General features: G+C 58.5%; 25 protein-coding genes. 18 read left to right on the top strand and 7 right to left on the bottom strand.

The window, feature by feature from the left end; translation table 11 throughout:
• Window positions 1–240 precede the first annotated feature (240 nt).
• Both G494_RS0103925 and G494_RS0103920 read left to right on the top strand, forming a co-directional pair.
• Window positions 241–612 (top strand): hypothetical protein, encoded by a 372-nt coding sequence (locus G494_RS0103925; RefSeq protein WP_028583487.1) that lies wholly within the window; start codon window positions 241–243, stop codon window positions 610–612.
• A gap of 44 nt (window positions 613–656) precedes the next feature.
• The gene (locus tag G494_RS0103920; RefSeq protein WP_028583486.1) at window positions 657–1,745 is read left to right on the top strand and encodes a cyclic nucleotide-binding domain-containing protein; all 1,089 of its coding nucleotides are present in this window, start codon (window positions 657–659) and stop codon (window positions 1,743–1,745) included.
• A gap of 43 nt (window positions 1,746–1,788) precedes the next feature.
• Here the strand turns inward: G494_RS0103920 and fabB are convergent, their stop codons facing one another.
• Window positions 1,789–2,997 carry a beta-ketoacyl-ACP synthase I gene (fabB, locus tag G494_RS0103915; protein ID WP_028583485.1) on the bottom strand — a complete coding sequence of 403 codons (1,209 nt, stop codon included), beginning with the start codon at window positions 2,995–2,997 and terminating at the stop codon, window positions 1,789–1,791.
• 479 nt (window positions 2,998–3,476) lie between these two features.
• Between fabB and G494_RS0103910 the strand changes: the two genes are divergently transcribed.
• The 11 genes from G494_RS0103910 (at window position 3,477) to gloB (ending at window position 12,370) form a co-directional block, all read left to right on the top strand.
• Window positions 3,477–4,478, top strand: a complete 1,002-nt coding sequence (locus G494_RS0103910) for an omptin family outer membrane protease (RefSeq protein WP_161629932.1) — start codon at window positions 3,477–3,479, stop codon at window positions 4,476–4,478.
• Window positions 4,479–4,502: 24 nt separating this feature from the next.
• Window positions 4,503–5,270 (top strand): hypothetical protein, encoded by a 768-nt coding sequence (locus G494_RS0103905; RefSeq protein ID WP_153305753.1) that lies wholly within the window; start codon window positions 4,503–4,505, stop codon window positions 5,268–5,270.
• Window positions 5,271–5,445: 175 nt separating this feature from the next.
• The gene (locus G494_RS0103900; protein WP_028583482.1) at window positions 5,446–5,952 is read left to right on the top strand and encodes a ferritin; all 507 of its coding nucleotides are present in this window, start codon (window positions 5,446–5,448) and stop codon (window positions 5,950–5,952) included.
• A 10-nt stretch (window positions 5,953–5,962) separates the two neighbouring features.
• Window positions 5,963–6,682: a DVU0298 family protein gene (locus tag G494_RS21790; RefSeq protein ID WP_051305358.1), complete on the top strand. Its 720-nt coding sequence runs from the start codon at window positions 5,963–5,965 to the stop codon at window positions 6,680–6,682.
• Window positions 6,682–7,953, top strand: a complete 1,272-nt coding sequence (gene rfaE2 / locus G494_RS27540; RefSeq protein WP_232362475.1) for a D-glycero-beta-D-manno-heptose 1-phosphate adenylyltransferase — start codon at window positions 6,682–6,684, stop codon at window positions 7,951–7,953. Before G494_RS21790 ends, rfaE2 begins: the two co-directional genes overlap by 1 nt.
• Before the next feature lie 70 nt (window positions 7,954–8,023).
• Window positions 8,024–8,218, top strand: a complete 195-nt coding sequence (locus G494_RS0103880; RefSeq protein ID WP_028583481.1) for a heavy-metal-associated domain-containing protein — start codon at window positions 8,024–8,026, stop codon at window positions 8,216–8,218.
• Window positions 8,219–8,431: 213 nt separating this feature from the next.
• The gene (gene cobU / locus G494_RS0103875; protein WP_028583480.1) at window positions 8,432–9,010 is read left to right on the top strand and encodes a bifunctional adenosylcobinamide kinase/adenosylcobinamide-phosphate guanylyltransferase; all 579 of its coding nucleotides are present in this window, start codon (window positions 8,432–8,434) and stop codon (window positions 9,008–9,010) included.
• Window positions 9,003–9,779: an adenosylcobinamide-GDP ribazoletransferase gene (cobS, locus tag G494_RS0103870; RefSeq protein ID WP_028583479.1), complete on the top strand. Its 777-nt coding sequence runs from the start codon at window positions 9,003–9,005 to the stop codon at window positions 9,777–9,779. The genes cobU and cobS overlap by 8 nt, the downstream gene beginning before the upstream one ends.
• Window positions 9,776–10,375: an alpha-ribazole phosphatase gene (gene cobC / locus G494_RS21775; protein ID WP_051305357.1), complete on the top strand. Its 600-nt coding sequence runs from the start codon at window positions 9,776–9,778 to the stop codon at window positions 10,373–10,375. Before cobS ends, cobC begins: the two co-directional genes overlap by 4 nt.
• Window positions 10,376–10,388: 13 nt before the next feature.
• Window positions 10,389–11,489 (top strand): nicotinate-nucleotide--dimethylbenzimidazole phosphoribosyltransferase, encoded by a 1,101-nt coding sequence (cobT, locus tag G494_RS0103860; RefSeq protein ID WP_028583478.1) that lies wholly within the window; start codon window positions 10,389–10,391, stop codon window positions 11,487–11,489.
• 53 nt (window positions 11,490–11,542) lie between these two features.
• A complete protein-coding gene (gene gloB, locus G494_RS0103855) occupies window positions 11,543–12,370 on the top strand; it encodes a hydroxyacylglutathione hydrolase (RefSeq protein WP_051305356.1) in 828 nt (275 codons plus the stop codon).
• Between the two features lie 408 nt (window positions 12,371–12,778).
• On the opposite strand, the gene G494_RS0103850 is transcribed toward gloB, so the two are convergent.
• Window positions 12,779–13,033, bottom strand: coding sequence for a hypothetical protein (locus tag G494_RS0103850; RefSeq protein ID WP_028583476.1), 255 nt, complete (start codon window positions 13,031–13,033; stop codon window positions 12,779–12,781).
• 231 nt (window positions 13,034–13,264) lie between these two features.
• On the opposite strand from G494_RS0103850, the gene G494_RS25085 reads away from it, so the two are divergent.
• Window positions 13,265–13,960, top strand: coding sequence for a rhodanese-like domain-containing protein (locus G494_RS25085; RefSeq protein WP_051305355.1), 696 nt, complete (start codon window positions 13,265–13,267; stop codon window positions 13,958–13,960).
• A 178-nt stretch (window positions 13,961–14,138) separates the two neighbouring features.
• Here the strand turns inward: G494_RS25085 and G494_RS0103840 are convergent, their stop codons facing one another.
• A complete protein-coding gene (locus G494_RS0103840) occupies window positions 14,139–14,495 on the bottom strand; it encodes a hypothetical protein (protein ID WP_153305752.1) in 357 nt (118 codons plus the stop codon).
• 560 nt (window positions 14,496–15,055) lie between these two features.
• Here G494_RS0103840 and G494_RS0103835 point away from each other — a divergent pair.
• Entirely contained in the window at window positions 15,056–15,262 is a 207-nt protein-coding gene (locus G494_RS0103835; RefSeq protein WP_153305751.1) for a hypothetical protein, read from the top strand.
• 551 nt (window positions 15,263–15,813) lie between these two features.
• Here G494_RS0103835 and G494_RS0103830 read toward each other — a convergent pair.
• The 4 genes from G494_RS0103830 to trpD form a co-directional block, all read right to left on the bottom strand.
• On the bottom strand, window positions 15,814–16,464 hold the full coding sequence (locus G494_RS0103830; RefSeq protein ID WP_028583472.1) for a PEP-CTERM sorting domain-containing protein: 651 nt from the start codon (window positions 16,462–16,464) through the stop codon (window positions 15,814–15,816).
• Window positions 16,465–16,929: 465 nt separating this feature from the next.
• Window positions 16,930–19,080, bottom strand: coding sequence for a nicotinate-nucleotide--dimethylbenzimidazole phosphoribosyltransferase (cobT, locus tag G494_RS25080; RefSeq protein WP_051305354.1), 2,151 nt, complete (start codon window positions 19,078–19,080; stop codon window positions 16,930–16,932).
• A 3-nt stretch (window positions 19,081–19,083) separates the two neighbouring features.
• Window positions 19,084–19,302, bottom strand: coding sequence for a hypothetical protein (locus G494_RS0103815; RefSeq protein ID WP_028583470.1), 219 nt, complete (start codon window positions 19,300–19,302; stop codon window positions 19,084–19,086).
• Window positions 19,302–20,411: an anthranilate phosphoribosyltransferase gene (gene trpD, locus G494_RS0103810; protein ID WP_028583469.1), complete on the bottom strand. Its 1,110-nt coding sequence runs from the start codon at window positions 20,409–20,411 to the stop codon at window positions 19,302–19,304. Before trpD ends, G494_RS0103815 begins: the two co-directional genes overlap by 1 nt.
• Before the next feature lie 796 nt (window positions 20,412–21,207).
• On the opposite strand from trpD, the gene G494_RS21765 reads away from it, so the two are divergent.
• The 3 genes from G494_RS21765 to G494_RS25075 all read left to right on the top strand — a co-directional run bounded on the left by G494_RS21765 (window position 21,208) and on the right by G494_RS25075 (window position 26,163).
• The gene (locus G494_RS21765) at window positions 21,208–22,458 is read left to right on the top strand and encodes a substrate-binding protein (protein ID WP_051305353.1); all 1,251 of its coding nucleotides are present in this window, start codon (window positions 21,208–21,210) and stop codon (window positions 22,456–22,458) included.
• Window positions 22,459–22,553: 95 nt separating this feature from the next.
• Window positions 22,554–23,540 (top strand): ABC transporter substrate-binding protein, encoded by a 987-nt coding sequence (locus G494_RS0103800; RefSeq protein WP_084456361.1) that lies wholly within the window; start codon window positions 22,554–22,556, stop codon window positions 23,538–23,540.
• Entirely contained in the window at window positions 23,533–26,163 is a 2,631-nt protein-coding gene (locus G494_RS25075) for an ATP-binding protein (protein ID WP_051305352.1), read from the top strand. The genes G494_RS0103800 and G494_RS25075 overlap by 8 nt, the downstream gene beginning before the upstream one ends.
• Window positions 26,164–26,289: the final 126 nt, after the last annotated feature.

Here is a 26,289-nt window from a genome sequence, read left to right as displayed (position 1 = left end):
TTGAGGGGACCTCTCCCAGGGGCAGGGGAGCAGGGTTGTCAGGCGCAGACTTCCAGCCCGGGCGGTCAGGCAGAGGGAGCAGGGGCGGTTTTCGGCAGGGGTGTTCCCCCTGGGAGAAAAATATGGTGCTTTGCTTCAGGGAGGATGGTTGCTATAATGCAAGGTGAGGGTCGAAGAGCCGAGCAGGGCTCGGCAGGCCGGATCGGGGGAGCAGATTATCCAGATAATGAGAGGTGGATCGTGGCGTTTGGGACCGTGGTGGACAGTTTTACGGGCAAGGTGGATGGGATCATGGACAAGGTTGGAGTCTTGCTGGAAAAGACCCAGCTTCCGGAGCAGATAGCTGCAACCGATATTGGCGCCCTGGCAACCAATCCCTGGTTCCTGGTGCCCTTTATCTCCCTGGTCGGCTATATGCTCTACAAGCAGGCCTTTCGCGACCTGACCATCATGGCCCTGCTCCTGGGCGTCTGGTATGCCTCGGGCACTCCCTATATGCAGTCCCTGGTGGTCGGTGATGAGCTGCAGATGGATAAGGTGCTGCCTGTGCTCTTTGGCGGGGCTACGGTGCTGGGGATTATCATCTACCTGCTGTTCGGGCGTTCCAGTTGAACCGGCAGCCCCGGGCTTCCCACAGAGGTGTTAGCTAAAAGCATATGAAGAAGAAGACAGAATTCCGTGACGCAATCTTTGTGGTCACCGAGGAACGATCCTGCCCCATCTATAATGTGGGCGAGGAGTTCAAGGTCGAGGATATGGGCCTGACCGTGCCTGAGGCCAAGCCGGCCTGCCTGAAGATGGTGCGCGAGTTGATGAAGGCTGTGGGGACCACCCAGAGTTTTGAGCGCTTTACCCAGCAGGGGGTGCGGAAGAGCAGCTTTTACTGCGGGGGTTGTAGCGGAGATCTCCACTTTGAATTTAAAAAAGAAAAAGGCTTTGCCACCCTCCAGATGAAGCTTTTGGCCGCCGCAGAGCAACGGGAACGGATGCGCCATGTGGATAAGTTCTATGACCTGCTCAGGGGACTGGATATCTTTGAACCCCTTGATGAGGACAGCCTCCGGGACCTCTCGGCCCTGCTGGAGCTGAAAGAGTATGGGGCTAACAAGATCATCCTCAAGCAGGGTGAACCAGGGACCAGCCTCTATATTCTGGTTCAGGGGAGGGCTGCGGTGGTCGGTACTGAGGGCCAGACCCTGTCGGAGATGGGGGTGGGAGATGTCTTCGGCGAGATGAGCCTGCTCTCCGGTGAACCGGTGACCACCTCGATTCACTCCCGTGAACCCACCAAGCTGGCCTCTCTCTCCAGCAAGGATTTCAAGCATGTCCTCAATAAGTATCCGGTCCTCCAGGTCTTCTTCTACCGTCTCCTGGTGGAGCGGGCCCAGGCCAATAGTCTGCGCTCAGGGACCATCAGTTCCGGAATGAGCGGCAAACTCTCTGATATCCATGCGGTGGAACTGTTCCAGCTGATTAATACCAGCACCAAGACCGGTCAGGTTGACCTGATCTTTGCCGACGGCAGAGGGCAGGTGCTCTTTCATGAGGGGGAGCTGGTTCAGGCCCTCTATAACAACCATGCCGGCAAGGAGGCCTTTTTCGCGATATTGGCCAGGAGCGAGGGGGAGTTCACCTATACCTCCGGGATCAGCGAGCAGGCCAAGGAGTTACCGGCGATAGGCGGCTTTATGGGGCTGGTGATGGAGGGCATGCGCCGGATCGATGAGCAGCAGGAGGAGGGCTAAAAGGGGCGTCCTCCTGCTCGTGACCGGCAATGAGCTGGATCTTCTACGGCTTGGTGAAGATCAGGCAGGCATTGGTGCCGCCAAAGCCGTAGCTGTTACTCATCACGGTCTGCAGCACCTGCTGCCGACACTCGGTGAGGATATTCATCTGTTTCGCCTCCGGCTCCATCTTCTCGATGTTGGCTGAACCGCAGAGAAAGTTGTGGTTCAGCATCAGCAGTGAGTAGATCGCCTCGTGGACCCCTGCCGCGCCCAGGGAGTGGCCGGAAAGGGACTTGGTGGAGCTGATCAGGGGGCTGTCTGCACCAAAGACCTGGGTGATGGCCTGCAGCTCCACCATGTCGCCGATGGGAGTGGAGGTGCCGTGGGCATTGATATAGTCGATGGTGGGGCCTTGCGACTCCAGGGCCAGGTTGATGCAGCGTACCGCCCCTTCGCCTGAAGGGGTGACCATCTCACTGCCGTCGGCAGTGGCGCCGTAGCCGATGATCTCTCCATAGATGGTGGCGCCGCGCCGTCTGGCTCGTTCCAGTTCTTCCAGGACCACCACCCCGGCACCGTTGGCCACCACAAAACCATCCCGGTTGATATCGTAGGGCCTGGAGGCCTGCCCAGGGGTATGGTTGAACTTGGTGGACAGGGCTCCCATGGCGTCGAACATGGAGGTCTGGGACCAGTGCTCCTCGTCAGAGCCTCCGGCAAAGACGATGTCCTGTTTTCCCAGCTGGATCTGTTCCATGGCTGCACCGATACAGTGGGAGCCGGTGGCGCAGGCCGAGGAGATGGAGTAGCAGAGTCCCTTGATCCGGAAGGAGCTGGTCAGGCAGGCCGAGACCGTGCTGCTCATGGTCCGGGGGACCATGAAGGGGCTCAGCCGCTTCAGCCCCTTTTGGCGCATGATGTCGGCGGCCGCGACCACGTTCTCGGCAGAGGTCCCGCCGGAGCCGATGATCAGGCCGGTGCGCGGATGGGAGACCTCGTCCTCCTCCAGGCCTGAATCGTTGACAGCCTGTTCCATGGCAATGGCCGCATAGGCGGCGGCGTTGCCCATGAAGCGCAGCTTCTTCTTCTCGATACACTTCTTGATGTCCACCTGGGTGAAGCCGCCGACCTGGGAGCGAAGACCGATCTCCTGATAGGCTGGGTGGAAGCGGATGCCGGATCTGCCCTCCTGCAGGGAGAAGAGGACATCGGCCAGGGTGTCCCCCAGCGGAGAGACGATACCCATTCCTGTAATAACTACTCTACGCATACCTTTCTGTGCTTCTGTTATGGCTACCTTGAAAGATCAAATTTTTCAAAGCATCCTTATGATTGGCTGAGGATTGGCTGAGGATTGGCTGAGCAGTGTCGGCTGCCCCAGGTGGACGGGGATCCGGCCGGCTCAAATATCTGGCAGTCGCTTAAAAAAAACATGCCCTGTCCGGGTCGACCACGAGCCAGGTCCGGTGGCCGCCGCCCCTGTCCGGTACCCTGGATTTTTTAGGGAGCTGCTTCTTTTTTTGCGACTATAGCAAAAAACTCGGCGGGATGCCATGTCCTTTTCTGTGGTATAGCCCAGGGGCGGCTGGCGGCCCTGGGAGCGGACCATTTTTCCGTCAGGAAAGAATCTATTTGATTTTTAATGCTTTTTTTTATTTAATTGTAAACGAGATCGCCCTGCCGGAGGGCAGGCAGGGAGAGGGTGAGAGAATATCAGTCGAGAATCCATCAATAAGCAGAGGGGAAGATATGAGAGTGGTGAATGGGAGTAGAGGAAAGGTGGCGATTGTCGCCCTGGCAGGGGTGATGGGCTTTACTTCGGCGGCCTTGGGGGCGGCCAGCGTGGCGCCCGAGGGCAAGAGTGTCGAGGGAACGACCAGCGTGGAGGTCCAGAGTCTCAAGGTTGAAGTCAGTGGCCGCCTGGGGCTGGGGAGATTGAGCGGGGAGTCCAACGAGCTGGTCTATACCGAGACAGGGGCAAAGCTCAGTGAGTTGAACTGGAAGCTGGACAATATCTATATGCTCAACGGCGGCGTCTCGGTGCAGCCGCTCTCCTGGCTGCGACTCAACGCTGACATCTGGGTGGCGCTCAACGACGGCGACGGCACCATGGATGACTATGACTGGCGCTTCAGCGGAGCGGACTGGAGCGACTGGTCGCACCATGAAGATGTGCCCCTGGACAAGGGGATCATGTTCGATCTCAACGCTGAACTCCCCTTTTATCGTCACCAGGGCACCACCTTCAGTGGCTTTGTCGGGGTGAAGCGGGACAACTGGAAGTGGGACGCCTATGGGGGCAGCTATGTCTACTCTGTGGCAGGCTACCGTGATGCGAGCGGTACCTTTCCGGCCGGGGAACCGGGGATCAGCTATGAACAGTGGTGGACCGTCCCCTATATCGGGGTCGGCTTCACCTCCAAGCTCACCAACTGGGATCTTTCCGGCCGGGTGATTGCCTCGCCCTTTGTCCAGGGGGAAGATGAGGATATCCATCATCAGCGCAACCTTCGTTTTGAGGAGGATTTTGACTCCAGTGCGATGTGGAGTCTGGATTTTGCCGCAACCTATCATCTCCTCCAGAACTGGGGGCTGACCGGGGCGGTCAAGTATCAATACTATCAGGAGGCCAAGGGCTCGACCACCATCACGGATCTGGTGAGCGGCCAGCGCTGGGTCATCGATGGAGATGCTGCCGGAGCCGATAATACGGCCCTGCTCCTCTCCCTCTCGCTGGCCTACTCGTTTTAACCCGGGGTGGGTGAAGGCGCAGCCATGGGATTCTGGTCGTCACCGCTCTGCTGGGGCGGCGGCATGCTCCTGCTCGCCTGCCTTGTTGTCGGAGTCTCAGGGGGTGGGGCAACGCTGTCGGCTGCCGGCCCGCCCGGCCTGACCCTGGTCTATGTTGCCGGGACAGGGACCGAGACGTGCCGGTTGCGCTATCGCTTGAGTCCGACAGCAACCCGGGTGGATCAGGGGGAGCACTCCCTGCTGATCGATTATCGGCGTCTGCTGGTCCATCGGCTTGACCACCGGGCCAAAAGCTATCACTCCTATCCCTTTTCAGATGATCGCAGCCACAGCTCCCAGGGGCTGCTCCAGGCCCTGGGAAGTGTGGCCGTTCGTCTGGCAGCCAGTCCTGAAGAGCGGGCAGGTCGGGAGGGACGGCGCTGTGAGCTGCGTTTCGGAGCCGAGCTGCTGCCCCATCGCCTGGTCAAGGCACCCGAGCTGATCGCCTATGGTCAGCGCTTCGGGGAACAGTCCTTGTGCTGCTGGGTGGACGACGGGCATCCTGCCTTTGCCCGGGTGGCCGGTCTGCTCCTTGAACGCAGGGCAGCCTTTGTCGATCACCCCCTGCTGCAGCGTTTGGATCTCCTGGCCCTGGCCATGCACTGCTCCGGGATACCGCTGGTCCTTCATCTGCAGGCAGAGAAAGGGGTGAACGAGTATCTCCTGGAGCCTGCTCCTGCCCTGGCGGAGAAGGGCGACGGTTTCTCCATCCCTTCCGATTATCAACCCTTGCCTCCGCGGCCTCCGCGCTAATCTCCTCGAAAAACGCCTGGCTGCGCTTGTAAATCCGCTCCCGGGCATTACTGTTAAACATATCTCGATTACAACAGTGAAATCCTGCTGTTCCAGCTGCGTTTGCGGCCGGATACCGCCAGGGTTTCTTTTTTTGCGCCCTGCATCCAGGGCAAAGCTTGCACAGGGAGACACCATCGTGAAGAAAAAAATGCTCAAGGCGCTGAACCAACAGATCAATGCAGAGATGTACTCATCCTACCTCTACCTTTCCATGGAGTCCTACTTTCAGTCCATCAGTCTGGCCGGGTTTGCCAACTGGATGCGGGGTCAGGTCCAGGAGGAGCTGATGCATTCCATGAAGTTCTATGACTTTGTGGTGGAGCGGGGCGGCCGGGTGACCCTGGATGCCATCGCCCGACCCGAGTCCAGCTGGGACTCACCCCTGGACGCCTTTAAGGCCATCCTCAAGCACGAGCAGCATGTCACGGCCCTGATCAATGACCTGGTTGACCTGGCCATCGATGAGCGGGACCATGCCACCAATATCTTTCTCCAGTGGTTTGTCTCCGAGCAGGTCGAGGAGGAGGCTTCGGTGGGTGCCATTGTCGATCGACTGGAGCTGATCAAGGATACCCCCTCGGGTCTGTTCATGCTGGATGCCGAGCTGGCGAAACGGGTCTTCACCCCAGCCGCTGAGTAGAGGCAGGTCGATGGAGCGCGGTAAAACAAACCGTCGGTGGCTCAAGGAGGAGGTCCTTCGGCTCTGCGCAGAGGAGGATCTCGCGACCATCACGGCCCGCTTGGCAGCCTATCCTGCCAAGGAGGTGATCAATGCCCTGTTCGGCCTGCTCTGCCGTGAATCGCCCCGGCTGCGCTGGCAGGCGATCACTGCCATGGGGATCAGCGTGGCCCGGCTGGCGGCAGGCGATATGGAGGAGGCCCGGGTGGTGATGCGGCGCCTGCTCTGGAGCCTCAACGACGAGTCCGGCGGTATCGGCTGGGGCGCGCCCGAGGCCATGGCCGAGGTGATGTGTTGTCAGCCTGAGTTGGCCGGGGAGTATGCCCATATGCTGCTTTCCTATATGCGGGAAGACGGGGACGAGCCCTGGCAGGACGGCAACTTTCTGGAGCACAGCATGCTCCAGCGCGGCCTGCTCTGGGGGATCGCCCGTCTGGCCGAAGCATACCCCCGGCTGCTGGCAGGACAGGTAGAGGGGCAGGACTTTCTGTCCTTCCTCGACTCCGAAGACGGCGAGGTCCGCGGCCTGGCCGCCTGGGCTGTGGGCATTCTCGGCCTGGAAGGCTGCCGCTCCCAGCTGGAGGCCCTGCAGGAGGATCGGTTTCGCTTTAACCGCTATCATCACCAGCAGCTGGAAGAGGTGAGCGTGGCCCGGTTGGCCGAAGCAGCCCTTGCCGGGGAGGCGTGCTGATGGCTGCTCAACTCTTTCCGGCCGCTGCCTGTGTCCAGCTTGCCATCCGTCCCGGTCAGCTGGAAGAGAATCTCCGCAGCCTGGAGCGGCAGCTCGAGGCCGCTGCCCCGGCCCCCCATACCCTGCTGGTCCTTCCTGAGCTCTGGGCCACCGGTTTTGACTATCCCCAGACCCTGGCCGCTGCCCGGCAGGCTCCGCGCATCCTGGCCGCGCTTGAGCGGATCGCCCGGGAGCGGCAGCTCTACCTGGCCGGCTCCCTGGGTGAGGTCATGGAACCGGGCGGCCGTCCCCACAACAACCTGGTGGTGGTGGGACCGGAGGGGCTGGTGGGCAGGTTTGCCAAGCAGCACCTCTTTGCCGCCTGGCAGGAGGACCGCCATTATCAGCCAGGTCTCCAGGCGACCCCCCTGGAGACTCCTCTGGGGCGGTTGGGGGGGCTGGTCTGTCATGACCTCCGCTTCCCTGAACAGGCCCGGGAGCAGGCCGCGGCCGGGGCAGAGATCCTGATCGTCTCTGCCCAGTGGCCCGGCTTCAGGCTGGATCACTGGCGTATCCTGGTCCAGGCCAGGGCGGTGGAAAATCAGCTCTATGTGATCGCCGCCAATGGCTGCGGCCCCAGCGGTGAGCTGGAGCTGGCCGGCCATTCGATGATCGTGGCCCCGGACGGCACCATCCTCGATGAGGGGGGCAGCGGGCCCCAGCTCGTTGCGGCAGCGCTGAGCAGGGAGCGGCAGCAGCGCGTGCGCCGTCGTTTCTGTCCCCCCGGAGAGCGCCCCTGGCAGCGGCAGGACCAGGCCAAGGTCCGTTCCCTTGCCCAGGTGGAGCAGGACTTGAAGGCCCTGCGTCGTCAGGGCAGCCGGGTGGCCTTTACCAACGGCTGCTTTGATATCCTCCATGCCGGGCATGTCCATTACCTGGAGCAGGCCCGTGCCTGTGGAGACTGTCTGGTGGTGGGGCTCAACAGTGACCGCTCCATCCGGGAGATCAAGGGGCCCTCCCGCCCGGTGAACCGGGAGGAGGACCGGGCCAGGGTCTTGGCGGCCCTGGGTTGCGTGGACTATGTGGTGCTCTTTGCAGAGCCTACCCCGCTCCAGTTGATCACCACCCTGCTGCCCGATATCCTGGTCAAGGGCGCGGACTGGGCCGAGGATCAGATCGTGGGTGGGCCGGAGGTCAAGGCCGCCGGCGGCAGGATCGAGCGGATCGCCTTTAGCTATGATCGCTCCACCACCGGGGTGATCGAAAAGATTCAGCAGCAGCTCTGTTCCTGATCCAGGCAGGGGGCGAGTAAACAGTACACCATCAGATGCGCGAATAGATGCTATTATCAGGGAGGTTGAAATGACAAGGCTTAAGGTACAGGGAATGAACTGTCAGCACTGCGTGGCCACGGTGACCAAGGCCCTGGAGGCCCTGGCCGGCGTGGAGCAGGTCGAGGTGGATCTTGCCCAGGGAGAGGTCCGCTACAGCGGTGAGGTGGATCCGGAAACGGTCAAGGCAGCCATCACGGCCAAGGGCTTTACCCTGGTCGGCTGATTGTTTTTAGGAGTAATATCATTGTAGTGACAGCATTTTTTTGCTCTGTCCTGATATTGCTCCTTTTTTTTTGCCCCCTATTTGCTATAGTCCAGGCGGAAAATTGCTGTCTGGGTCTCCCCTGCAGGGCGGCCTGGACAGGTTCGCGGCCGATACTGCAAGAGTGTAAACCTCTGCTCCCTGTTTCAGGGAGATGGACAGGTGGAAAGAGCTATGGGGAGATTAACCTTGATCACCGGCGGAGCCCGCAGCGGCAAGTCCGGTTTTGCCGAACAACACCTGGCGCTGCACTGTGAGCGGATCGCCTATCTTGCCACGGCCAAGCCCTTTGACGCCGAGATGGAGGACCGGATCGCCAGGCACCGGCGTCAGCGTCCGGACAGCTGGCACACCTTTGAGGAGCCCCTTGCGCCCTCTCGGGTGGTGGCTGATCATGGTCAGGGCTACGATGGTCTGCTCCTGGACTGCCTTACGGTCTTGACCACCAATATTCTCCTGGCCACTCCGGCTGTGGACTGGAGCGATCCAGGCCCTGAACAGATGGCCCGGGCCGAGGCCCAGGTACTGGCAGAGATTGAGGCCCTGCTTGCCGCGCTCTCCTCCTTTCCCGGTCGCCTGATCGTTGTGAGCAATGAGGTCGGCCTGGGCATTGTTCCGGAGTCGCCCCTTTCCCGCTGTTTCAGAGACTGTGCCGGCCGGGTCAATCAACGGATGGCAGCCGCTGCAGAGCAGGTCTTTCTGGTGGTTTCCGGTATCCCGGTCCAGATCAAGGGGGCTGGCGGTCATGTCTAGCCTGGTGCTGATGATTCAGTTTCTGACCCGCTACCCCATCCCGCTGGAGATCGAGTTCACGGCGGAGCATTTTGTGGCCGGGATGCGCTGGATGCCGCTGGTCGGCTTGCTGGTGGGCCTGCCGGCGGCCTTGATGCTCTCACTGGCCGAGCCCCTCTTTGGTCACGGGCTTGCGACCCTTCTGGCCCTGGTGGTGCTGATCACGGTCACCGGTGGTCTCCATCTGGACGGGATCGGCGACACGGCCGATGGTCTGTTCTGCTATCGTCCCAGGGAGCGGGTCCTGGAGATCATGCGCGATTCCACTCTGGGGACCAACGGGGTGGTGGCCGTGGTCATGACCATCCTGATCAAGCTGGTGGCCCTGAACAGCCTGCCCCTGGGCGGTGCCCTGGCAGCCCTGTTGGCAGCACCGGTGCTGGGGCGGACCTCCACCACCTGGCATGCGGCCTTTGTCGGCTATGCCCGTGAGCAGTCAGGGATGGGCGCCTTTGTCAGCCGTGTCGGCCTCTCCCAGGCCCTGCCAGCCACCCTGATGTCTCTGGTTCTGGTCCTGATGCTGCTCCTGGCAGCGGGGCTCGGCTGGCAGCTCGTCCTCCTCCTGACCCTGTTGGGTCACGGTGCCACCATCATCGTGGCCGTGGGCTTTGGCCGTTATCTCCACCACCGCATCGGCGGAATCACCGGCGACACCATCGGGGCCACCATTGAACTCACCGAAATGATAACCTTTCTCCTCTTTCTCTTCGCATGGAAACATCTGATATGAGCGCAACCAGACTCTACCTCATCCGTCACGGCCAGACCGAGCAGAACCGGACCGGGGTGCTGATGGGCAGTACCGATACCCCCCTTAACGATCATGGCCGGCAGCAGGCCCGCTATCTCAGCGAACGGGTCAATGCCCTGGAGGTGGACACCATCTTTTCCAGCCCCCTGCAGCGCGCCACCGAGACGGCCACCCTGGTATTTGGCCGGGAGCAGCCCATCATCACCGACTCCTGCCTCCAGGAGTACCACTTTGGTGAGTGGGAGGGGCTCCACTTCACCGAGATCGAACAGAACTATCCCGAGGCCTGGCAGATGTGGCTGACCAACTGGGATCAGACCAAGATCCCCGGGGCAGAGACCTTTGCCGGCTTTACCCAGCGGGTGGTCTCCTTTACCAACGAACTGGTTGCTGCCAACCCGGGCAAGCAGCTGGCCGTGGTCTCCCATGGTGGCTGTATCCGTTCTCTGCTGGCCCACTACTTTTCCGAGTCGGTCTCAGCAGGCTACTGGAAGTTCAAGGTGGATAACGCCACCCTGACCGAGATCGAGTTCCTGGCTGGGATGCCGATCCTGGTCCGATTCAACTATAGATAGGGAAGGGGAAGATATGCAGCTCTTAGAGGAAACCATCGGCCGGATCCAGGCCACTGACCGGGAGGTCATGGCCCGGGCCCAGAAGGAGATCGACTACTGCCTCAAGCCGCCGGGCAGCCTGGGCAAGCTGGAGGATATCGCCCGCCAGGTCGCTGGGATCACCGGTCAGGTTCATAATCGTATCAACAAGAAGGCGATCATCGTCATGATGGCCGATAACGGGGTCTATGCCGAGGGGATCGCAATGTATCCCCAGGATGTGACCAAGATAGGCGCCGACTTTGTCACCTCCGGCAGGATGGGGATCAATTTCCTGGCCAACCATGCGGGTGCCGAGATCGTGGCCGTGGATATCGGCATCCAGGTGGATGTGGATCTGCCCCGGGTGATCAACCGCAAGATCCGCTACGGTACGGCCAACTTCCTCAAGGAACCGGCCATGGAACGCGACCAGGCCATCCAGGCCATTGAAACCGGCATCGAGGTCACCAACCAGACCATTGACCAGGGCTATGACCTGATCGGCACCGGCGAGATCGGCATCGGCAACACCACCGCATCCAGCGCGGTGCTCTACGCCTTTACCGGCGCCAACCTCGATCGGGTGGTGGGGCGCGGGGCCGGCCTGACCGACCAGGCCTTTGCCCAGAAGAAGCAGGTGGTCCAGGACGCAGTCCATCTCCATAAGCCGGACCGGGACGATCCCCTGGATGTGCTCTCCAAGGTGGGCAGCCTGGATATCGCCGGGATGGTGGGTACCTACCTGGCCTGTGCGGCCCGACGGGTGCCGGTGGTCACCGATGGCCTGATCTCCAATGTGGCTGCCCTGGCCGCCCTCCAGCTTAAGCCCGAGGTGATCGACTATATGATCCCCTCCCACATCTCCTTTGAGCCCGGGGCCAAGTTGTTGAAGGAGATCACCGGCCTGGAGCCCATGCTGGATATGAACATGCGCTTGGGTGAGGGTACCGGCTGTGCCCTGGCCTTTAACATCATCGAGGCCTCCTTGAAGATGATCGAGGAGATGGGAACCTTTGCCGCCCTGGGAAAGTCCCGTGAGGAGATCGGCTCCTCTGCCATTGCCTACCAAGGCCGGTTTCCCCAGAGTTCCTGAGCCGTTCTCAGGAGTAGGCCAGGCCTGCCGATTTGATCTCCAGGAGGAGAGTTGTGCTATCCCATAGCAACAGCACCGACCAGGGCCGTTTTCCGGAGCCTCTGGTGTGCACCGTCGGCTGTCTTTTTGATAACCTGGCCTACCTGATCATCTGTCCGGAGAGCCGGGAGTGTCTGCTGGTGGATCCCGGGGAATACTATCCGCTCATCCGGGCGGTGGGAGAGCAGGGACTCAAGCTGCGCGGGGTCTGCTGCAGCCATCACCACCGGGATCACATCGACGGCCTGGAGGAACTGCTGGCCGATTTTCCGGGACTTTTGGTCTATGGTCATCCGGCAGATCGAAACCGGATCCCGGGGATGACCACGCCCCTGGCCGATGGGGATACGCTCCGGGTGGGCAGGCTCAGGGGGCAGATCCATCACAGCCCCGGCCACACCAGGGGCAGCTGTCTCTACCGCTTTGCAGGGGCCCTCTTTACCGGCGACACCCTCTTTACAGCCGGCTGCGGCCGTCTCTTCGAGGGCACGGCCAGCGAGATGTATCACTCCCTCCAGCGGATCAGCCGGAGCTTCAGCGCATCCACCCGCCTCTATCCCGGCCACGACTATGCTCAGACCAACCTGGAGTTTGGCCTGGCCCTGGAGCCGGACAACCAGGCCATTGGCCGGCAACTGAGCCAGCTGCGCACGGCCCGTGATCTGGGCAGAGGCTGGCAGCCCACCACCCTGGCCCAGGAACTGGAACTCAATTTATTCCTCCGCTGCGCCCATGGCCAGGACCTGAGCCCTCTGCTCATCGCCGCAGGCGCCCTGGAACCAGGGGAACATGGAGCAGAGCTGGTCTTTGCCGCCCTCCGCGCCCTCAGGGACCGCTGGTAAGCGTGCTGTTGCAGCCAGCGCACTCCTATTTTCCCCTGCAGACAAGCTCTGCTCTGCCCAGAGAACCAGGCCGCTCATCGCACCCTCTCTCCTGAGCACACTTGACAAGCGTCCCCCCTCCACAATAGAATATGGTTACTGTGGCGTCCCATGGAGTGGCCGCCGGATAGAAGTACTCAATGGTATTTTTCAGGAAAACAAGGCGAGCTCGGGGCTCTTGGCAAGACGAGAAGTTATGATATATCTGCTGGCCTCGGCGGTGAACAGTTTGCTGAAATTCACATGAAGCGTCGAGGAGCCTAAATGCCCAGCCGTTTAGCTGAGCCTTCACTGCTTCCCGCAGCTGCTCACCTTCGGATCAAGAGCGGCGGTTTTGTGCAAAGCCGAGCAGCTGCTCGGCTCGCGACTCTAGGCCCAGGCCTCATCGCCGATCTCCATCCTGACGATCTCCCCACCGAACTTCTTGACGAGTTTTTCGGCAGCATAGTACTGGGGGTATCCCTGGGACGGGCTGGCATAGCCTTCCAGGGCTTGCTGGTAGGCCTGGGCAAGTTGGTGGTCAGAGATGACCAGGTTGCCCACCTTGACCGTACCGAATCCTTGAAGTTCCAGGGTGATGACGGCACAGCCCGGTTTGAGCTCTCTGTTGATCACATAGTGCATGGCTTCATCCTCATTGAGGGTGGAGGAGCGGTGGGTGTAGGAATTGTAATTTTCTATTCATACTCATTAACAGTATTTAGTTCAAGGCGTAGTTCTGGCTGTTGTTTTCATTTGTGCAGGATGCGCGACTGCTTGTTCCGGGAAAAGAGTGCAGCTCCTGAAGCACAGGGCTCGGATCGATAATAGTCAGCCGGAGCGTGCTGATCCCAACCTTACACAGGGAGTAAAAAGATGAAAAAAAAATTCTTACACCTGGCCCTGCCGCTCCTGTTGCTCATGCTCTCTTTGCCGGCTGCCCTGAGCAGCTCTGCTGCCGAGCCGAAGCTAGGCGAGGTCTCGGGAGCGGTTCGCCAAGGCTACCGAGTCCTCACCATTCCCGGGAGGGCAGATCAGCTTACCTTCACCGTTTACCGTGGCGACTATATCAAGTTTCAGCTTGAACAGAACGGGCAGGCGGCCCTGCTCTCCGTTCCTGCCCTTGCCATTGAACAGAAGGTGCCGTCCGATTACCGGTCGGCACCGTTTTTTAAGATGAAAAAGGTCGGCATCTACCCCTTTACCTTAGGTCTGCTGAGCGGTCAGCTCAGGGTCATCGAGTATGACCGGCCGCAGTACCAGGTCCTGAGCGCTGAAGAGGCTGGGCAGCTTATTGCCAATCTTGACCCGCTCATCCTGGATGTTCGCAGCCGCAAGGAGTATCTCGGGGGGCATCTGGAAAATTCCATCCATATACCGCTACAGCAGCTTCAACAGCGGTACCGGGAACTATCCGCCTTTCAGGGGGATAACATCCTGATCTACTGTGCCAGCGGAAACAGAAGCACTGTTGCTGCCAAGATATTGATCGATAGGGGCTTTAAGCGCATCTATAACCTGCAGGGAGGGGTGCATGGCTGGAGCAGGAGCAGGCTACCTCTGGTCCGCTGAACACTATCTTTCATAGGGAGATACGCTCCACCTTCGAGATGGGCGGGAGGATCTATTCCAGCCGGTTGTGAGCCGGGCCCTGCGGCAGCCCAGGGAGGTTGTCGTCTTTGCAGGTAACGATGAACAGCATGGTGGGCAGAGGTCCAGAGCGACAGAGACAGCGCTGCGAGATGGTAACTTATCTCCCCCTCTCTTGGCTCTGTGTTGCAGAGCGTAGCGGTGGGCGATGAGGATCGTCCGTACCATTCCTGGAGAGCAGTGCTTGTTGCTCTTCTCTGCCTGCTTTCAGCTGGCTGGATATTACCCGTTTGATTTCCTGGATCATCATGATTTGGTGAACAGCTAAATCCTCCATGGCCGCGGCGATGGGGTTAAAAGCCTTACGGATGATCTCTTCATCAGAGTCTTCTCTGAGATGTTTTTTGAAGTCCTTTTGCACCTTGGTGAGGTATTTCTGGAATGCCGCAATTCGATGTTCATAGTCATGATAAATGGCTTCGATTTTCCTGCGCCCCTCTGGGCTGACATCAGCCATGAGCTGCTGCAGGGGAGGGGGGCTGAGGTTTCTTTGGGACCATGGTTGCAGAGGTATGGCCTGACTCGCCCTGGGCACCATAGCTATCGGTAAGAATATGGTGAGTACTGCTGTCTTGATCCATTGTTGTCCTCTCATTGAACTTCCCCTCCATACGATTCAAGGTTTTTTGCCCCCTTCTCTAGGACCAGTAGGGGCCACCCCCTGGTGTGCAACAGCAGGATCGTCGCCTCTGTTGAAAAGCAGCATAGCATCCAGGTGTGCAAGGAGTATGGAAGAAATGTGGAGAGTCGGCGGTGGCACGGCGGGGAGGCTCAGGGGAGCCGTCTTGATGGCGATTGGGCTGATGTCGCCTGACAGAGCTGATCCAAAGATCCGGAGGGGGGCAGATCTTGGAAAGAGGGGGATGGAACCTGTTCAGGAAACGAGCTGTCCCTCACCTTCCTTGCCGAGGTTCCAGATGTTGGAGAGTACAGTAGTACCTGGCGCATGGAGTAGCTGTTCGTCCCTGTCTCGTTTCAGGCAGCCATTATATGGCGGGAAAATGAGCGATGCAGGTCATGAACTATCCCGATCCGGTGGTGCTGAAGGTGGTGCTGAAGGTGGTGCTGAAGGTGGTGCAACAGGCACATACTCAGGGAGAGCGTTCCATGCCTCCTGCCATCCGGGGCGATCTGGTCCCACCATTCGAGGGAAGAATAGTGGGTATGCTGAAAACACTCTTATCGGCTCCGGCAGCTGTATTCTTGCCCTTGCTGCGCTTGTAATGCTAGTCGAAATCCAAGCAGAAAAAGGGCATCCCTTAAAAGGCGTTTGTCAAGGAGTCGCTCCCCTCCCAAGCTGTTAAGGTACTAGACCTTGTCGGTAATATATGTTGATGGTTGATGGCGATCGCCTTTTCCATCTCTACCTGTTTTTTCATCAGGATAAGCCTTTCATCCCTCTGTTCAAATTGGTAATTGGTAATTGGTAATTGGTAAGAAGTTCTCTGCCGGAAAGTGCTGACCTACGGGGAATGGTCGGGAATAATTGTAGGCCACCTTGAAAAATTGCTTCTTCTTCCAATCTCGGCGTTGCGCTCAAAATTTTATCCTCGGAATATTAGATATATGCCTGCGGTAAAATTTATCGCGCGCCTTGACCTTGATCGAAAAATCTAATTTTTCAAGCTACCCTGTAGATATAATGGCTCGCCGGTTGCCGCTTTTCAGGTCCGAAAATGAGGAACGGAACATGAGCTTGCCGATACCTGTCTTGAGCGGAGGTGAGCGGCGACCGGCAGGGATGCCGGACGCCGTTTGAACAGCACTCGCTGGATTTAAAATTTCTTTTTTCTGACTACACCTGTCAAGCCGATAATTCCCAGACCGAAGAGGAGCGTTGTGCTTGGTTCAGGAACTGGTGTTGAGTTGTAACGTGCTGAAACATCATCGATATGAGCACCGCAGCTCCCGCCGCCGATACTCTTGAAACTGATGGTTATGGTTTCACCCGCCAATACTGAAAGGTCGTTATGGACAATTGCTTCCCATGCATTGGTGCTATAGTAGTGGTTGCCTCCGGCAAGCATACCGGAGAGGCTGCCGGTTAAAGAATAGCTGATTCCTTGGGCGCTTCGCTTCCAGGTATCAAAGCTGAAATCAATGGTTCCATGACTTAAGATGTCGAATTTCTGGATAGTTATCTCGGTGTCGCTGTTGTATGCTATCTCATGATGCCTGCCTGTACCAGCACCGTCGCTACCAATGGCCGGGGATGCTATTTTTCCTTGATTCCAGAGTTCAACCCTGTCGGACGTGGTTGACCATCCAGGGACGAGGCTGTCGGCAGAAGCTGTCCAACTACTTGAAAAGTCAAAAGATTCGAACTCGCCGTTGGTGACGAGCTCAACAGGTAAGGCCTGAGCTGCCGATGTCGCCAGAACTACAGCCGTAGAACTTACCAGAATGGTTCGTAGTGCTTTTCTCATGCCACTCTTCCTTTTGTGCAGTTAATGTTGAGCGACCTGCATTGCAGGTTCGATTCCGGATTACCCTATTACGACCCTGAATAGAGTTAATGTATACCGTGGGTTGTGCAATTGTCGTTCCTGTTTTGCGACAGGGGGAGAGGGGAGAGGGGAGAGGGGAGAGGCGCAAGGGTACTGAGAGGTGGCTCCTCTTCAGTGCCGCCCTGGTAATCTTGATGCCCTGTTTCCGGGAAGTTGTGTTCGGTATGGGGCCTGGGGATTCTATGGGGTCGGAGAGACTGCTCTGTATGCACAGTGTGTTGTGGGAAAAGCGGCTTGGAAAAAAAGCCGACTTGATTTGACCAGATCAGTCTGTGGAGAGAAACGGTTTCCCCTTGTTATTAAAGAGGATTATCCTGTCCAGGGCCTCGAGCCCGATCCTGCAGCCCTTGACCGCTGGCCAGGTGTACTCCGTTTACCAGCAGTTTATCTTTTTGATAAGGGTGATTGGAGCCGAGACGAGGGCGATGATTGGCAGGGCTCCGCGATCCCTGCCTCGGAAAACGAGGCCATCTCGCACATGACCCCTGCGGCAAGTTCGAGCAGATGGATGGTGATGGCGGCCCCGGTTCCTTCTCCCAGGCGCATCTCCAGGTCCACCACCGGCTCCAGCCCCATGAACTCAAGGGCTGCCTGCTGGCCTGGTTCAACGGATCTGTGAGCGGAAACCAGGTAGCCTGCAATCTCCGGACAGAGCAGGTAGGCAAGCAGGCCGGCTGCCGTTGAGATGAGGCCATCCAGGACCAGGCAGGAGCCGTTGCCTGCCGCTGCCAGCACCGCCCCACAGATACCGCCAAGTTCGTATCCGCCTACCTTGGAGAGGATATCCAGGCCATCGGAGGGGTCTGGCCGGTGATAGGCCAGCCCCTTGCGTACGGCCTCAACCTTGCGTTTCAAGCCCTGGTTGTCGATTCCGGTCCCCCTGCCGGTGAGTTCAGCCGGATCGATGCCGGTAACTGCGCTGATCACCGCCGTGGCCGCAGAGGAGTTAGCGATTCCCATTTCACCCAGGCCGAGCAGTTCGCTCCGGGCCCCATCCCCACTCCGGCCCACCACCTGGGCGCCATACTCGATGGAGCGCAGGGCCTCTTCAGGGCTCATCGCCCGCTCCAGGGCAAAGTTTTTTGTCCCCCTGGCCACCTTCTTTTCCACCAGCAGCGGGTGGGGAGCGAGTTCACCCTTCACCCCCATGTCCACCACTGCCAGCTCGATCCCGTAATGACCACAGAAGACATTGATGGCGGCACCCCCGGCAAGGAAGTTCTCCACCATCTGCAGGGTCACCTTGGCAGGATAGGCAGAGACCCCCTCCTCTGCCACACCGTGATCCCCGGCAAAGACCAATATCTTTTTAGCGCTGACCACTGGCTGCAGGGAGCCCTGGATCACACTGAGGGAGACTGCCAAGTCTTCGATTTTTCCCAGGGCGCCGAGTGGCTTGGTCTTGAGATCGATCTTTCTCTGGGCCGCGGTTCGCAGCTCTTGGTCAACAGGGTGGATCTCTTTGACCAGGTCCTGCAGCAGGGGAGGCAGGGTCTTGCTCCCTGCACGGGCAGGCGCGCCCTTGACGGCGACTGGTCCAACCCCCCTGTCCGGGGATGCTGCCTGGCTGAAATCAATAATATACTTGAAAGGTGTGCTGCTCAGCACCCCAGCCATCAGCTCGGGCGCCTGCTCAGGGGGGACCAGGGCCTCAACCAGCTGGCTGAGTTGCCCCTGATGGGCGGCGCAGAAATCGACGGCCCTGGCAAGGTCTGCTCTCTTGGGCCCGTAGGAACCAAAGACCTCCAGTTCCCTGTAGTGGATCAGGTTCAGGAGGTTGAAGTTGAGCTCATCGTCTTTACGGACACCTGAAAAATAGGCCAGCTGTCCGCCCTTGCGCAGCTTGCTGAGGCAGAGGCTGAAGGCGGCAACACTGTCGCAGCAGTTGATGGCGCAATCAAAATCACTCTCCACCGTCTCTTTACAGATGGAGATGGGGGTGTCGGCCAGCAGCGGCTCTGCCTTGGCGATTTTTTCAGCACTCTGCTCAACCACCACCGCCTCTGCTCCCTCTGCGGCGGCAACCAGGGCGGCCAGAAGCCCGAGAACGCCACCGCCGTAGATGATGATCTTCCTGCCCTGGCCCAGGGAAAGGGCAGAAAAGGCGTTGAAGACACAACCCAGAGGTTCGGCAAAGCAAAAGAGATAGGGCCGCTCTGTGGGCGGCAGGGGCAGCAGGCTGGAGCGGGGAACGACCAGATAGTCAGCAAAACCGCCATCACGGTGAAATCCGGTAATCCGCATCCGGTCGCAGAGGTTTTCCCGCTGATTACGGCAGTACCAGCACTCTCCGCAGACCTGGCCCGGCCAGAGGGCATACCAGTTGCTGCCGGCCTCATCCATGCCGACCAGTTCGTGCCCCGGCACCCGGGGCAGGGCGAGATCACGGTGTCCCTGTTGCCACATCTTGGCATCGGTTCGACAGATGGCACAGTAGTGTACCTTCAGACGGATATGCTCGCCTGCGGCAAGGGGCTCAGGGGCAGCAGGATCCAGCCGTAACTCGCCGGGGCCGAGGAGCGAAAGTTGTCGCATTCCTTACTCCCTGAACCCTGCAAAGGGCTCTTCTGTAATGGTCAGGAGATGGATCGCGGCCTCTGTCAGACCCTGGTCATGCAAACCGGCCAGGAGGGTGCGCACCTGTTGTGCCGCGGCCAGGGGATAGACACTCGCCTGTTGCAGGCTGCAGCGGCTGTGGCCCGACCCCTGGAAACGGAAATAATCGGCTCCTGCCTTGATGATAAGCAGCTGCTCCATCACTGCACCTGGCCGATCAGTCCCTGCAGCCTGGCCAGTCCCTGCTCTGGATCGCGGTTCTGGTGCCTGACCCATCTGCTCAGGGTGGTGATCGCTTTTCCCTGGTTAAGGCAGGCTTCTGCCAGGGCCACTCCCTGTTCAATGCTTGCCGTCTTGCCGGTCAGTTCAAACAGGAGGGCCGTGTTGAGCAGCAGTGCATCCCTGCGGACGGCATCATCCCGGCCATGGAGCAGGGCCACCATCCGTAGTGCGGCCTGCTCGCGGTCAGGGTCAGCCGCAAGGGGATCGGGAGCATGGCTCACCAGGCCGCACGCCTCGGGCCTTAGGGTAAATTCATGGATCTCTCCCCCTCTCAACCTGGCCCCATAGGTCGGTCCGCAGACCGAGGCCTCGTCCATTCCCTGGTCACTGTCTGTGATGGTGCCGTAGATCACCGTGGCGTCGGTATAGCCGATGGTCTGCATTACCCGGGCAACCGGCATGATCAACTCCTTGGCATAGACCCCTCGGACACCCATCCTGGGCAGAGCGGGATTGGCCAGGGAGGCGGCGATGTTGAGCGGCGAGCCAAAGTGGATCTGGGAGAGGATCCTGCCCAGGGCCACGGGGTGGACCTTGGGGCTCATCCCGTTGAACAGGCCAAGCCCTGCCTCTTCAATGGAGCGGGCCACACAGGAGACATCGCACTCCACGTCCACCCCCAGGGCCTCGGCCATATCCACGGTGCCGCAGACCGAGCTGATCGCCCTGGCGCCATGACGGGCGACCCTGACCCCACCTGCTGCCGCCAGGATGGAGGCGGCGGTGCTGATATTAAAGGTCTTGAAGCTATCCATGCCTGTGCCGCAGTTGTCGACGAGCCCAAGGTCCCTGTTCAGGGCAACCTTGGCCGTGTCCAGCTCATAGATGGCCTTCCAGCCACCGGCTACTTCCTCTGCGGTTTCCCCTTTCCCGGTCAAGGCCGCAAGAAAGGCGCCCTGCTGCATCTCGGTCACCTCGTTGTTCACAACCATGCAGAATGCCTGGTACGATTCCTCGGCAGAGAGGTGCTCCCCGGCGATGAGTCGGCTGATGAGCTGTCCGAATTGTCTGTTGATGCTATGGTCCATTCCTGTTTCTCTCCTTGGATAGCTCCAGCAGGCACAAGGGGCCTGGGATACGCCTCTGTTTGCCGCAGCGCCGTTCAGGCTTGACGGCAACAGGGTGGCATGCCCCCTCGGGATCACGCCTGATGCCGGTGGAGCGGATAGTTTGGATGTATGTTGAGAGCAGCGCCTGGCCCTTGAGGCCGATCGTCTTGAGCGGCGTCTCCAGGCAGGTCTTTTGAGGTATGAAGTTTCCTGACAGCGACGGCCTTCCCGGGAGAGTACCCAGTGACTCCCTGTAGGGGATGCATACCTGTAGTCCACGGGCAACAGTCGCTGCAGGCTTCGGATACTGCAATGGGCGGTGGCCAGCTTGAAAAGTTGTTTTTTCTGCCGAGCTCGGCCTTACGCTCAAGATCTTATCCGCGGAATAGCCGTTATATGCCTGCGGAATAATGGATCGTGCGCCTTGAGCCTGATCGAAAAGAATCATCTTTCAAGCCAGCCCGGTGGGTGACGGCTTTGTCCCGTCTTCCCTCTTGCCATCCCATGGATGCAGCTGTAGCCGGCAGTATACAGAATTTTTGTTCTTTGGCAACAAGATGGTCTTGGTGGAAAGGGGCCAAGTCGCCCGCCGCCCCTGGCAGGGAGGCGAGAGCTGTCGGCACAGAGGGCGGGGCCAGGCCGACGCCATCGGGAAGATCCTGTCAGCGTTGACTTGACCGCAAAAACAACCGATAATATGCAGTAGCGGAGTCGCGGCGATCTGGAAAAGCCGTGGTCTCCTGCTTCTTCACCCATCTTCCGGAGGGAGGCGGTAATGGTGCTTGTCCGATATCTTGTCTGCTCTGTTGTAGTTTTCCTGATCACGTCATCCCATCTTGCTCTGGTCGCCTTGGCCTCGGAGCCCGTTCTCATTGGTCTCAATGTGCCCCTGAGCGGCGCCTACTCAAGGCAGGGAGAAGATCAGTTACGGGCCTACAGGCTCGCCATCAAGATACTCAACAGCCAGGGAGGGATCCTTGGCAGAGAGGTTGTCTATTCCGTACGAGATACCAAAACCAAGGCAGGGGTGGCGAGAAATAACGCCCTTGATCTGATACGGGATGAGGCGGTGATGATAACCGGTGGTTCCAGCTCTGCCTCGGCTATTGCCCAAGCTGAGGTCTGTCAGCAAGAGGGGGTGGTCTTCATGGCAGGGCTCAGCCACTCCAACGCCACCACCGGCAGAGACGGCCACAGGCACAGCTTCCGCTGGTTCAATAATGGTCACCAGACGGCCAAGGCCATGGCAGGACTCCTGGCTGACAAGTTCGGGGACGGCGCCGGATATGTCTTTCTCTATGCAGATTACACCTGGGGTCAGACGGTCCAGCAATCCCTGCAGCAGGTCGTGGAAGGAGCCGGTGCCAGGACGATACTCAAGATGCCCACCAAGCTGGGGACCAAGAGCTTCATCTCCCTGCTCCTGCGTGCCCAAAAAGCCCGACCCGACGTCCTGGTCCTGGTCCTCTTTGGCCAGGATATGATCAACTGTCTCAAGCAGGTAACCCTGCTCAATCTACGCTCTGAGATGGCCGTGGTGGTGCCTCTCATGGAACTGAACATGGCCCACTCCCTTGGCGCGGAAGTCATGCAGGGGGTGATAACCTCCATGCCCTGGTACCACGGCATGGCGCAAAGGTATGAGGGCTCCAGACGCTTTGTTGATCTCTTTGAGGCCCGTTATCAGAAAAAGCCTGGCAGTTCAGCCGCCACCGCCTGGGTCAACATCTTTCAGTATGCCGCTGCCGTGGAGCGGGCCCGCTCTTTTGATGCTCAAAAGGTTATAGAGGCCCTTGAAGGGCACCGTTTTCAACTCCTGGGAGAAGAAGAGTATTGGCGTTCCTGGGATCATCAGGGAATTCATCCAACCTATATAGCTGTGGGGAAGTCTCCTGCGGCAAGCAGGGATGAGTGGGATCTCTTTGAGATTATAAGCAGCAAACAGGGTGAGGAACTTGCCCGCAGCCGGGAAGAGAACCCGGTTGCCCTGGAGCCTTTTGATGAGCGCCCCCAGGGGGAGCCCTAGGGAGTACCACTGCTGCTGAAAGGTGTTTCAATGGATTTGGCCGGCAAGATCAGGGGGCTGTCAGGCTGCGTACTTCTACAGGATAAGGAGGATGGATGCATACTATGCTGCTCAGACTGGTGTTAACCGTGTGCCTGCCGATACTCTTTGTTCCGCTCAGTTCCAGCTTCGGCCAGTCGCCGCCTCGGAGGCTGAATGTCGGCTATCTCCCTATCGTCGCTCAACTGCCCCTCATCGTCTCCCACCACAAGGACCGATTACGATTTAAAAACATCGAGCTCTCACTCTTCAGGTATAACTCATTTACCTCCCTTGAGGCGGCAATTCGGGTCGGCGCCATTGATGCCGCGCTCCTCCCTGTACCGATTGTCCTGAGCATGGCTGCCGATGAGGTTGAGGTCAAGATCCTTGGCTCGCTCACCCTTGGCGGTTCGCTCCTCTTCTCCCGTCAAGCGGGCGACTACTCCTCTCTCAAAGGCAAGGTGATCGGTCTGCCAGGCCTTGATTCTACGGAAAATCTTCTCTTGAAGGAGGCCCTTGGAGAGCGGAATTTCCGCTATGGCCTGGATTACAAGACGATCAATATCCCCTTCAACTCGGCGCTTGATGATTTGAGATCCGGCAGAATCGATGCCCTCTACTATCCCGAACCCTTTGCCACCCTGGCCTTCAGTCGAGGTATTGCCTCCGCCGTTCTCTACCAGGATGAGCACTTGGCCGGCAACTTGCTCTCCGTTCTGGTGGTGAAATCCCATCTGCTTGAATCAGGCTGGAGAGCAGCGCTCAAGGAGTGGTTGTCAAGCCTGGTCAGCGCCTGTGTTTTTCTCCAGGACCATGGACAGCGGGCAGAGCCGGGCCCCCTGCCTTCTCTGGGTTTTGACCAGGAGATCGTCAACTATTCTCTGCAGGAGGAGATGGGGGGGATCCGTTTCCTGCCGCTGCCGGCCGATATTGATCGTCTCGATACCTATCTGGAGCAGGTCATTCAGCTCAAGATACTCTATAGGTCCATTGCCCTGGAATCTTTGCTCGCCCCCCATCTGTTTCAGGAAATCATCAGCGAGGCAGACGCACGTGAATAAGATCCATCTGAAGTTTAAGCACAAGTTGCTCATCTATATCATCTTCATGAGTCTCTTTATCGGCATATCGATCATGACCACCACCTTTCTGTTTTCAGACCGGGGCAAGGAGACGGCTTCACGGGGCGTTACCAAAAATCTGGAGGAGCTTCAGCAGCTGACTGGCGAGGAAATGCAGAAGGTTATGGGTATAGCCTCGGATGGGGTCATGGAAGCCAGTGGGATTACAGCCATTGAAAATGTGATGGCAACAACCCAGCAGCACCAGGAGCGGTATTACCAGGTTGTTCGGGATGAAGTCGGCGGGGTTGCCGATAACGTGAGCACCACCCTGAACAGACAGCATCACACCACCAACGAGACCCTGAACAATCTCCTGGCGGTTTCTACAGATTCCATGAACAGGATCCTGGAATTTGATAACGCCTCCCTGGGGATCCTCGCCAGTATGGCAATCTTCAATGTCAACAATTTCAAGACAATCAGTGTGGATGGCCTGGAAAGACTGGCAAGCACCATGAAGCGGGTGGATGCCTTGCTCTGGCAGCTGCAGGAAGAGTTGCTGGATGAGCTTGATGAGCTCTGGGGAGTGGTCTTTCAGGGGCTCAGGCCCTTTGATAGCCCCAGGAAGAAACAGCTGGCCAGGGAGCTTGAGAGCAAATTTGCTACCCTGCGTGCGGCGATTGAAAGCGGCCAACGCAACCTGTTTACCACGGTGATCAGGGATTTTCGGCTCCAGTCAGAGGTTATAGGCGAAGAGATGCGTTTACTGACCAATAAGGTCAACTTTGCCATTAATCAGGAGATAGAGAGCAGCACCATTATCCAGGACGAAAACATTGAACAGGTTATTACGGATCTGCTGGTGGAGAAGATGAAGATCAGCGACAGCATCAGTGAGTCCTCTGCCCGGGTGAGAGAGACGATCAATAATCTGGAGGCGCGTCTCTTGGCAATACTTCAGGAGCAGGGGCAGATTGCCCGGAAGAATATCTCCAGTCAATCCCTGGAGACCAAGGCTGCTGCAGAGCAGACCAGGAACAAGGTCGCCCGGGAGATTCACCATACGACCGATGAGGCCCTCTGGAAGATAGATGAGACCATCGCTGCCTCCAATGGGGTGATTGAAGAGGTCCTGCAACGTTCCTCCCGTAAGACCATCTTGTTCAGTCTCCTGATCACGGCATTGAGTACCGTCCTTGCCGTTGCCCTCAGTTTTTACATTGTCCGCACCATCACTGATCCCATCTCCAATGTGCTCACCTTTGCAGAGAAGATGTCAAAGGGAGACCTCTCCGAGCGGCTTCCCGAAGGACATGACGAGGTGGGAGAGATGGGGCTTGCCCTCAATGTCATGGCCGACGAGTTGGTGAAACTCCAGGAGGCGACCCTGAACAGCTTTAACCAGACCCTTGACCAGGTGATCGACTGTGTCTTTGTGTTTGAACCGGAGAGCCTGCGCTTCATCTATGTCAACCAGGGCGCCAGTCTGCAGGTAGGGTATAGCAGGGAAGAGCTCCTGACCATGACGCCTCTGGACCTGAAACCCGACTTCACTCCCCAGGGGTTTCGGGAACTGCTTGACTCTCTGAAAAACAGGGAGCTTGAATCCCGGCTCTTTACAACGGTCCATCAGGCAAAGAGCGGAGAGCAGGTTCCTGTTGAGGTCCTCCTCAAGTACGTCATCCCTCCTGGAAACGATCCCAGGTATATCGCCATTGTCCGTGATATCAGCGAACGCCAGGAGGCAAAACGGGAAAAAGAACGTATCCAGGCACAGCTGCTCCACGCTCAAAAATTGGAATCAGTCGGTCAGCTTGCAGCCGGAATCGCCCATGAAATCAATACCCCGACCCAGTTTATCGGAACCAATGTGGAGTTTCTCGACGATGCCTATAAAGACATCAAAGGTATTATCCAGTCCCTGGAAGAGATCAAGGCTGCTGCACCTGCAGCGATCGCCGCGAAGATTGCTGCCGTCCTTGAGGAAGCTGACTGGGACTATCTGAGTGAGGAGGTACCGGCTGCCATCAATCAGTCCCGGGAAGGTGTTGACAGGGTAACGAATATCGTCCGCGCCATGAAAAATTTTTCTCATCCAGGGACAAGGGAAAAGCAAGAGTGCAACCTTAACAAGCTCATTGAAACGACCATAACCGTTGCCAGCAGCGAATGGAAGTACCTGGCCGAGATCAATAGAAAATTTGACCCTGCTCTGCCCCTGGTACCTGTGCTCGCCGATGAGATGGGCCAGGTGATCCTCAACCTCCTGGTGAATGCTGCGCATGCCATTAAAGAAAAACTGGGTGATAATCCAGAGGGGCAAAAGGGGGAGATCAGGATCAGCACCAGGGCGACTGCAGAGACGGTGAGCCTCTCTGTCCAGGACAACGGCAGCGGCATCCCGGAAGAGCTTCGTTCCCGTATCTTTGATCCCTTCTTCACCACCAAGGATGTCGGCCAGGGAACCGGTCAGGGGCTGGCAATCTGCCATGATGTGATCACCCAAAAACATGGGGGCAGCCTGGAGGTTACAACCGAACCAGGGGTTGGCACGACCTTTACCCTTACCCTGCCCTTAACCGCCTCGACCAGGGAACAGAAGGCAGGCATGGAGGGGTAAACAGGATCGCCTCTCTGTCTTCTCGCCTGAGCTGCCTTTCCTGCTGGGGCGCTTGCCGTTAGAGGCTGTATCGCCCCGGCCAAGAAAAAAGCCCATCCCGACAGTGCTGTCGTGGATGGGCTTTTA

Source organism: Desulfogranum mediterraneum DSM 13871 (assembly GCF_000429965.1).
GTDB lineage: Bacteria > Desulfobacterota > Desulfobulbia > Desulfobulbales > Desulfobulbaceae > Desulfogranum > Desulfogranum mediterraneum.
Note: the sequence above shows the minus strand (reverse complement) of the source record. Positions and strands in the feature narration are given on the sequence as shown.